Source organism: Streptosporangium sp. NPDC048047 (assembly GCF_040653115.1).
Lineage (GTDB): Bacteria > Actinomycetota > Actinomycetes > Streptosporangiales > Streptosporangiaceae > Streptosporangium.
Genome location: NZ_JBEZNH010000105.1, coordinates 1 through 8,822, shown reverse-complemented (window position 1 = coordinate 8,822; position 8,822 = coordinate 1). Strand labels below are relative to the sequence as shown.

The 8,822-nt window shown below is 70.8% G+C and carries 8 protein-coding genes; 4 read left to right on the top strand and 4 right to left on the bottom strand.

Translation table 11 applies throughout. The features are described 5' to 3' along the window. Positions 1–257: 257 nt before the first annotated feature. The 4 genes from AB0D67_RS38505 to ndk (AB0D67_RS38490) all read left to right on the top strand — a co-directional run bounded on the left by AB0D67_RS38505 (position 258) and on the right by ndk (AB0D67_RS38490) (position 4,374). On the top strand, positions 258–1,550 hold the full coding sequence (locus AB0D67_RS38505) for a folylpolyglutamate synthase/dihydrofolate synthase family protein (RefSeq protein ID WP_362947212.1): 1,293 nt from the start codon (positions 258–260) through the stop codon (positions 1,548–1,550). Next, the gene (locus tag AB0D67_RS38500; protein ID WP_362947204.1) at positions 1,547–1,915 is read left to right on the top strand and encodes a DUF4233 domain-containing protein; all 369 of its coding nucleotides are present in this window, start codon (positions 1,547–1,549) and stop codon (positions 1,913–1,915) included. The genes AB0D67_RS38505 and AB0D67_RS38500 overlap by 4 nt, the downstream gene beginning before the upstream one ends. Positions 1,916–1,926: 11 nt before the next feature. Beyond that, on the top strand, positions 1,927–3,750 hold the full coding sequence (locus AB0D67_RS38495; protein ID WP_362947206.1) for a hypothetical protein: 1,824 nt from the start codon (positions 1,927–1,929) through the stop codon (positions 3,748–3,750). 213 nt (positions 3,751–3,963) lie between these two features. Continuing rightward, positions 3,964–4,374 (top strand): nucleoside-diphosphate kinase, encoded by a 411-nt coding sequence (gene ndk, locus AB0D67_RS38490; protein ID WP_362947209.1) that lies wholly within the window; start codon positions 3,964–3,966, stop codon positions 4,372–4,374. A 74-nt stretch (positions 4,375–4,448) separates the two neighbouring features. Here the strand turns inward: ndk (AB0D67_RS38490) and ndk (AB0D67_RS38485) are convergent, their stop codons facing one another. From ndk (AB0D67_RS38485) to AB0D67_RS38470, 4 genes are all read right to left on the bottom strand, one after another. Continuing rightward, a complete protein-coding gene (gene ndk / locus AB0D67_RS38485) occupies positions 4,449–4,859 on the bottom strand; it encodes a nucleoside-diphosphate kinase (RefSeq protein ID WP_362947209.1) in 411 nt (136 codons plus the stop codon). Between the two features lie 213 nt (positions 4,860–5,072). Beyond that, positions 5,073–6,896, bottom strand: a complete 1,824-nt coding sequence (locus AB0D67_RS38480) for a hypothetical protein (RefSeq protein WP_362947206.1) — start codon at positions 6,894–6,896, stop codon at positions 5,073–5,075. An 11-nt stretch (positions 6,897–6,907) separates the two neighbouring features. Continuing rightward, positions 6,908–7,276, bottom strand: a complete 369-nt coding sequence (locus AB0D67_RS38475) for a DUF4233 domain-containing protein (protein WP_362947204.1) — start codon at positions 7,274–7,276, stop codon at positions 6,908–6,910. Then, complete coding sequence (locus AB0D67_RS38470; protein WP_362947212.1) at positions 7,273–8,565, bottom strand: folylpolyglutamate synthase/dihydrofolate synthase family protein; 1,293 nt, start codon at positions 8,563–8,565, stop codon at positions 7,273–7,275. The genes AB0D67_RS38475 and AB0D67_RS38470 overlap by 4 nt, the downstream gene beginning before the upstream one ends. Between the last annotated feature and the right edge of the window lie 257 nt (positions 8,566–8,822).

The window sequence follows — 8,822 nt, the reverse complement described above, 5'->3', positions numbered from 1 at the left end:
TCCGGGGCCCCGCTTTTTCGTGTGCCTGTTTTCCGGGTGTGGGGAAGGGCCGTCCTCTGGCTTCGTCAGGGAACGGCCCTTTTCGTGTTTCCCGGCTTTCCGCGCGGGTGTTCCCGGGGCGTTGCCGTGCCGTACGGCGGGGAGCTCCGAAGCGCCTGCCGGCCCTCGCATCGCTCCCGGGTTCGGGGGCGTCGGGAGCCCGACCACGCGGTCAGTAGGCTTGAGATGTGGACTATCAGGCAGTCGAACGAGCAATCATGGAACGCGGCGTCGAGTGGAACTTCGAGCCCACGCTCGACAGGATCTCCGCGCTCATGGATGTGCTCGGCTCCCCGCAGCGCTCCTACCAGGTGATACACGTGGCCGGTACCAACGGGAAGTCGACCACGACCCGGATGATCGAGACGATTCTCCGTGAGCGCAACCTCCGGGTCGGCCGGTTCACCAGTCCTCATCTCGTCTCCATGCGGGAGCGCATCTCCGTGGACGGCACTCCGCTCAGCGAGGAGCGATTCGCCGAGGTCTACGAGGACGTCCTTCCCTACCTCGAGATGATCGATGCCAAGGGGCGCCGGCTCTCGTTCTTCGAGACCCTCACCGCCATGGCCTTCGTGGCGTTCGCCGACGCCCCCGTCGACATCGCGGTCATCGAGACCGGGATGGGCGGCAGCTTCGACGCGACCAACGTCGCAGATGGAGCGGTGGCGGTCATCACGCCCATCTCACTGGACCACATGGAGTATCTCGGTCCTGATGTCGAGACCATCGCGGGCGAGAAGGCCGGCATCATCAAGCCCGGGGCGACGGCCGTACTCGCTCAGCAGCAGCTTCCCGCGGCGGAGGTGCTGATGCGCAGGGCCGCGGAGGTCGGTGCCACCGTCGCCAGGGAAGGGCTGGAGTTCGGTGTGCTCGGCCGGGAAGTGGCGGTGGGCGGCCAGCTTCTCCAGCTGAAGAGCCTCAAGGAGACCTACGACGAGGTCCTGCTCCCCCTGTACGGAGCACACCAGGCGAGCAATGCCGCCTGCGCGCTGGCCGCGGTGGAGGCGCTGACGGTCGGGAGCGAGCCTTTGGACCCCGAGCTGGTCCGGCAGGCGTTCCTGCGGGTGACCTCGCCGGGCAGGCTGGAGGTCGTGCGGCGGGGGCCCACGGTGCTCCTGGACGCCGCGCACAACCCGGGCGGCATCGAGGCGACCCTGGACGGGGTCCAGGAGTCCTTCGGCTTCGACAAGCTCGTCGGGGTGGTGGCGATGTTCGCCGACAAGGACGTCGAGGGAATTCTGGAGCTGCTCGAACCCATGATGGACGAGATCGTGGTGACCCGTAACTCCTCGCCCAGGTCGATGGACGTCGACGAGCTCGCCACGCTGGCCGAGGAGATCTTCGATCCCGACCGGGTCCACCGGGCCGACCGTCTGGACGAGGCGATCGACAAGGCGATCGCGATCGCCGACGAAGCGGGGGAGTTCGGCGGCGCGGGAGTGCTGATCACCGGTTCCGTGGTCACCGCCGGCGACGCGAGGCTGCTGCTCAAGGCAGGCGAGGCCGGATGAGTGAGGCGTCGGCCGGAAGACGAAAGGCGATCACGGTCACCCCGGGCATGCGGCGGCTCTGCGCCAGTGTGCTGGGCATGGAGGCGATCGTCGTCGGGTTGTTCGCCCCGGTCGCCATCAACGTCCAGAACATCGAACCGGCCGTCGCGCTGACGGTGGGGCTGGGCCTGGCGGTGCTGTGCGTGCTGGTCGCGGGCATGCTGAAGCGGCCCTTCGCCTACATCGCCGGAAGCGTGATCCAGGTGCTGGCGATCGCTTCGGGGTTCATGGTTTCGACCATGTTCTTCCTCGGTGGGATCTTCGCCGTTCTCTGGATCACGGCGATATTCGTCGCTCGCCGTGTCGAGGGCGTGACTTCCCGCTAAAGTCGGCCTACATGGCCGTCCCTCCCACTCAGCCGACTCGGGCGGTGGCCGCCGAGCCCACCGGCCTGGCGCGCGCACTCCGTGCCCCTTCGGCGCTCGACGTCGTCCTCGGGATGCTCGTCGCGGTGACACTTCCGCTGGCGATCGTCGCCCTGCCCAACACCATCTCGGTGGTGTCGGCTCTGCTGCCGCGTGACATCTCGCCGATCGGGATGATGCGGGCGCACGGGCTGGCGTTGCCCGCGACGGTGCTGACCGTGCCGCTGGCGGCGCTCGCCGTGCGCCGCCGGAGGGCGGCGCCGATACTGGTGGCCGGGTTGGCCCTCCTCGCCGTGGCCGACGCGGCCGGAGGGTACGCCGGCTCCGCGTCGCTGGTGGGAGTGCTGCGGGTGCTGCACGGGATCGGTGCGGGGCTGGTGGTGCCCGCGACCCTGGCCGCGGTCTGGGAGCGTTCTCCGCTCCTGCGGGCGCTGTGGTGCGCCGTCCTCGCGGTGAGCCTCCTGGCGGCGCAGGCGCTGGCGCTGTGGCCGCTGGACGAGGCCAGGTCCTGGAGGGTCGCGCTTCAGCCGTATCCCATGCTGACGGGGGTCGCGCTCGTGCTGGCCGCCGCCTACTTCGTGCTCCGGCTGAGAGATGACGGGACCCGGAGACCCGGCGGAGCCTGGAGATCCGACGTCACCCCGGAGCCCGGCGACACCAGGGGGCGCGGGCGGCTGCTGATGGCCGTCGTGCCCGCCGCGGGCATCGCGGCCCTGGCACTGGGCAGCACCTACGACTGGTCGCCGGGACTGCTGCTGGTCGCGGCCACGCTGTCCATCGCCGCCCTGTTCGGGCTGGCCTCGGCGGCCGTCTCCGGGGGCGCCGACGGCAGGGCGTCCGCCTACACGGTGCTCGTGATCGGCGTCGTGGTCCTGCCCACGGCCGCACAGGTGACCAACGTCGAGCTGGGCGGTCTGGGCGGTCCGGGCCTGTCCGGGCTGTGGCCCGCCTTCGTGGTCGCGGGTGTGGCGGCCGTCATCGCGGCCTTGGCCGTGAGCCGTCTGGGGGACGCCGTCATGTCCACGGCCGCGGCGAGCGGCATGGCGGTCGTGGTGGCGGGGCTGTGCGCGGTGGAGGTACTGCTGCCCTCCTCCGACGGCCCGGCCCTGGTCTTCCCCCTGGCGCTGCTCGCGGTCGGCGCCGCGGTGGCCCTGACCTCCGCGCTGCGCCCGTCGGGCACCGAGGCCGCGCTCTTCGCGCTGTCGCTGTTCTTCCCCGGGGTCCTCTCGGGCTTCCTGCTGGGCAGCGGGGTGCAGTTCATCATTCTTAGAGGCGCCGACACCCCGGAGGCTCTGGTCGACGCCTTCGTCGAAGCGCTGTACCGGTGGGCTCTGGTGGGCGGCGGTCTGGTGATCGTGGTCATCGTCCTCGGCGCGTTCCTCGTGCGCCGCTCCCCGGCGTCCGTGAGCGGTGTGCCCCGGCCGTCGGCCCCGGACCCGTTCCCGGGTTCCGCATCTGAGGCGTCCGGCTCCTCCCGTCCCGGTACGGCGGGCATCACGGAGACTCCGATGGCCCCCGGTGGCGTCATCCACGATGGAGAGCCGTCCGCGGTGAGGGTCCCGGGCGCCTCGTCAGAGGATGGTGAGCGGGAGGCGGACCTCGAGATGGGGGCGGAGCCCGGCCGGAAGGAGGGCGGTGAGCCGGGTGGGCCCCGGCCCGGGCCGAAACCCCGGTTCGAGCCTGTTACCGAGCCTGGCCCGAAGCCGTGGCCGAGGCCGGAACGCACCGGCACGATGCCGGTCGTGCCGCCGCCCACGCCGTCGCCGGAGGACACGGACGGTCCAGGCCGCCCCTGATGAAGGCTCCCCGATGACACTTCCTGAGACTGAACGCTTCCGGCTCCGCTTCCGCGTTCCCGGCCATGTTCCCGCCGCTTCCCGGACCGGCGTCTCCATCGCTTTCCGGATCGGCCGCCGTACGGCCGCCGCGCAACGGCGGTCGGCTCCGGGACGGTAAACTTCGCCCGTTCACGCAGTCTGCGAGCCATCCCTGTTCGAAGGAGAACTTCAGTGTCCGAGCGCACCCTTGTCCTGATCAAGCCCGACGGTGTCGCGCGCGGCCTCATCGGTGACGTGATCGCCCGGATCGAGCGCAAGGGCCTGAAGGTCGTCGCGCTGGAGCTGCGCACTCTCGACGCCGAGACCGCCAAGGTGCACTACGCCGAGCACTCCGAGCGGCCGTTCTTCGGCGAGCTCGTGGAGTTCATCACCTCCGGCCCGCTCGTCGCCATGGTGGTCGAGGGCCCGCGTGCCGTCGAGGCCTTCCGCGCCCTGGCCGGCCTGACCGACCCGGTCAAGTCCGCCCCCGGCACCATCCGCGGTGACCACGCCCTGGAGATCGGTGAGAACGTGGTCCACGGCTCCGACTCGCCCGAGTCCGCCGCCCGCGAGATCAAGATCTTCTTCCCGGACCGCTTCTAAGGGCCGCGCCGCCGGGCCCCGCCGTCCTCCCCGAAGATCTTCGGGGAGGACGGCGGGGCCCGGCGGCGCGGCCCTTAGAAGCGGTCCGGGAAGAAGATCTTGATCTCGCGGGCGGCGGACTCGGGCGAGTCGGAGCCGTGGACCACGTTCTCACCGATCTCCAGGGCGTGGTCACCGCGGATGGTGCCGGGGGCGGACTTGACCGGGTCGGTCAGGCCGGCCAGGGCGCGGAAGGCCTCGACGGCACGCGGGCCCTCGACCACCATGGCGACGAGCGGGCCGGAGGTGATGAACTCCACGAGCTCGCCGAAGAACGGCCGCTCGGAGTGCTCGGCGTAGTGCACCTTGGCGGTCTCGGCGTCGAGAGTGCGCAGCTCCAGCGCGACGACCTTCAGGCCCTTGCGCTCGATCCGGGCGATCACGTCACCGATGAGGCCGCGCGCGACACCGTCGGGCTTGATCAGGACAAGGGTGCGCTCGGACACTGAAGTTCTCCTTCGAACAGGGATGGCTCGCAGACTGCGTGAACGGGCGAAGTTTACCGTCCCGGAGCCGACCGCCGTTGCGCGGCGGCCGTACGGCGGCCGATCCGGAAAGCGATGGAGACGCCGGTCCGGGAAGCGGCGGGAACATGGCCGGGAACGCGGAAGCGGAGCCGGAAGCGTTCAGTCTCAGGAAGTGTCATCGGGGAGCCTTCATCAGGGGCGGCCTGGACCGTCCGTGTCCTCCGGCGACGGCGTGGGCGGCGGCACGACCGGCATCGTGCCGGTGCGTTCCGGCCTCGGCCACGGCTTCGGGCCAGGCTCGGTAACAGGCTCGAACCGGGGTTTCGGCCCGGGCCGGGGCCCACCCGGCTCACCGCCCTCCTTCCGGCCGGGCTCCGCCCCCATCTCGAGGTCCGCCTCCCGCTCACCATCCTCTGACGAGGCGCCCGGGACCCTCACCGCGGACGGCTCTCCATCGTGGATGACGCCACCGGGGGCCATCGGAGTCTCCGTGATGCCCGCCGTACCGGGACGGGAGGAGCCGGACGCCTCAGATGCGGAACCCGGGAACGGGTCCGGGGCCGACGGCCGGGGCACACCGCTCACGGACGCCGGGGAGCGGCGCACGAGGAACGCGCCGAGGACGATGACCACGATCACCAGACCGCCGCCCACCAGAGCCCACCGGTACAGCGCTTCGACGAAGGCGTCGACCAGAGCCTCCGGGGTGTCGGCGCCTCTAAGAATGATGAACTGCACCCCGCTGCCCAGCAGGAAGCCCGAGAGGACCCCGGGGAAGAACAGCGACAGCGCGAAGAGCGCGGCCTCGGTGCCCGACGGGCGCAGCGCGGAGGTCAGGGCCACCGCGGCGCCGACCGCGAGCAGCGCCAGGGGGAAGACCAGGGCCGGGCCGTCGGAGGAGGGCAGCAGTACCTCCACCGCGCACAGCCCCGCCACCACGACCGCCATGCCGCTCGCCGCGGCCGTGGACATGACGGCGTCCCCCAGACGGCTCACGGCCAAGGCCGCGATGACGGCCGCCACACCCGCGACCACGAAGGCGGGCCACAGCCCGGACAGGCCCGGACCGCCCAGACCGCCCAGCTCGACGTTGGTCACCTGTGCGGCCGTGGGCAGGACCACGACGCCGATCACGAGCACCGTGTAGGCGGACGCCCTGCCGTCGGCGCCCCCGGAGACGGCCGCCGAGGCCAGCCCGAACAGGGCGGCGATGGACAGCGTGGCCGCGACCAGCAGCAGTCCCGGCGACCAGTCGTAGGTGCTGCCCAGTGCCAGGGCCGCGATGCCCGCGGCGGGCACGACGGCCATCAGCAGCCGCCCGCGCCCCCTGGTGTCGCCGGGCTCCGGGGTGACGTCGGATCTCCAGGCTCCGCCGGGTCTCCGGGTCCCGTCATCTCTCAGCCGGAGCACGAAGTAGGCGGCGGCCAGCACGAGCGCGACCCCCGTCAGCATGGGATACGGCTGAAGCGCGACCCTCCAGGACCTGGCCTCGTCCAGCGGCCACAGCGCCAGCGCCTGCGCCGCCAGGAGGCTCACCGCGAGGACGGCGCACCACAGCGCCCGCAGGAGCGGAGAACGCTCCCAGACCGCGGCCAGGGTCGCGGGCACCACCAGCCCCGCACCGATCCCGTGCAGCACCCGCAGCACTCCCACCAGCGACGCGGAGCCGGCGTACCCTCCGGCCGCGTCGGCCACGGCGAGGAGGGCCAACCCGGCCACCAGTATCGGCGCCGCCCTCCGGCGGCGCACGGCGAGCGCCGCCAGCGGCACGGTCAGCACCGTCGCGGGCAACGCCAGCCCGTGCGCCCGCATCATCCCGATCGGCGAGATGTCACGCGGCAGCAGAGCCGACACCACCGAGATGGTGTTGGGCAGGGCGACGATCGCCAGCGGAAGTGTCACCGCGACGAGCATCCCGAGGACGACGTCGAGCGCCGAAGGGGCACGGAGTGCGCGCGCCAGGCCGGTGGGCTCGGCGGCCACCGCCCGAGTCGGCTGAGTGGGAGGGACGGCCATGTAGGCCGACTTTAGCGGGAAGTCACGCCCTCGACACGGCGAGCGACGAATATCGCCGTGATCCAGAGAACGGCGAAGATCCCACCGAGGAAGAACATGGTCGAAACCATGAACCCCGAAGCGATCGCCAGCACCTGGATCACGCTTCCGGCGATGTAGGCGAAGGGCCGCTTCAGCATGCCCGCGACCAGCACGCACAGCACCGCCAGGCCCAGCCCCACCGTCAGCGCGACGGCCGGTTCGATGTTCTGGACGTTGATGGCGACCGGGGCGAACAACCCGACGACGATCGCCTCCATGCCCAGCACACTGGCGCAGAGCCGCCGCATGCCCGGGGTGACCGTGATCGCCTTTCGTCTTCCGGCCGACGCCTCACTCATCCGGCCTCGCCTGCCTTGAGCAGCAGCCTCGCGTCGCCGGCGGTGACCACGGAACCGGTGATCAGCACTCCCGCGCCGCCGAACTCCCCCGCTTCGTCGGCGATCGCGATCGCCTTGTCGATCGCCTCGTCCAGACGGTCGGCCCGGTGGACCCGGTCGGGATCGAAGATCTCCTCGGCCAGCGTGGCGAGCTCGTCGACGTCCATCGACCTGGGCGAGGAGTTACGGGTCACCACGATCTCGTCCATCATGGGTTCGAGCAGCTCCAGAATTCCCTCGACGTCCTTGTCGGCGAACATCGCCACCACCCCGACGAGCTTGTCGAAGCCGAAGGACTCCTGGACCCCGTCCAGGGTCGCCTCGATGCCGCCCGGGTTGTGCGCGGCGTCCAGGAGCACCGTGGGCCCCCGCCGCACGACCTCCAGCCTGCCCGGCGAGGTCACCCGCAGGAACGCCTGCCGGACCAGCTCGGGGTCCAAAGGCTCGCTCCCGACCGTCAGCGCCTCCACCGCGGCCAGCGCGCAGGCGGCATTGCTCGCCTGGTGTGCTCCGTACAGGGGGAGCAGGACCTCGTCGTAGGTCTCCTTGAGGCTCTTCAGCTGGAGAAGCTGGCCGCCCACCGCCACTTCCCGGCCGAGCACACCGAACTCCAGCCCTTCCCTGGCGACGGTGGCACCGACCTCCGCGGCCCTGCGCATCAGCACCTCCGCCGCGGGAAGCTGCTGCTGAGCGAGTACGGCCGTCGCCCCGGGCTTGATGATGCCGGCCTTCTCGCCCGCGATGGTCTCGACATCAGGACCGAGATACTCCATGTGGTCCAGTGAGATGGGCGTGATGACCGCCACCGCTCCATCTGCGACGTTGGTCGCGTCGAAGCTGCCGCCCATCCCGGTCTCGATGACCGCGATGTCGACGGGGGCGTCGGCGAACGCCACGAAGGCCATGGCGGTGAGGGTCTCGAAGAACGAGAGCCGGCGCCCCTTGGCATCGATCATCTCGAGGTAGGGAAGGACGTCCTCGTAGACCTCGGCGAATCGCTCCTCGCTGAGCGGAGTGCCGTCCACGGAGATGCGCTCCCGCATGGAGACGAGATGAGGACTGGTGAACCGGCCGACCCGGAGGTTGCGCTCACGGAGAATCGTCTCGATCATCCGGGTCGTGGTCGACTTCCCGTTGGTACCGGCCACGTGTATCACCTGGTAGGAGCGCTGCGGGGAGCCGAGCACATCCATGAGCGCGGAGATCCTGTCGAGCGTGGGCTCGAAGTTCCACTCGACGCCGCGTTCCATGATTGCTCGTTCGACTGCCTGATAGTCCACATCTCAAGCCTACTGACCGCGTGGTCGGGCTCCCGACGCCCCCGAACCCGGGAGCGATGCGAGGGCCGGCAGGCGCTTCGGAGCTCCCCGCCGTACGGCACGGCAACGCCCCGGGAACACCCGCGCGGAAAGCCGGGAAACACGAAAAGGGCCGTTCCCTGACGAAGCCAGAGGACGGCCCTTCCCCACACCCGGAAAACAGGCACACGAAAAAGCGGGGCCCCGGA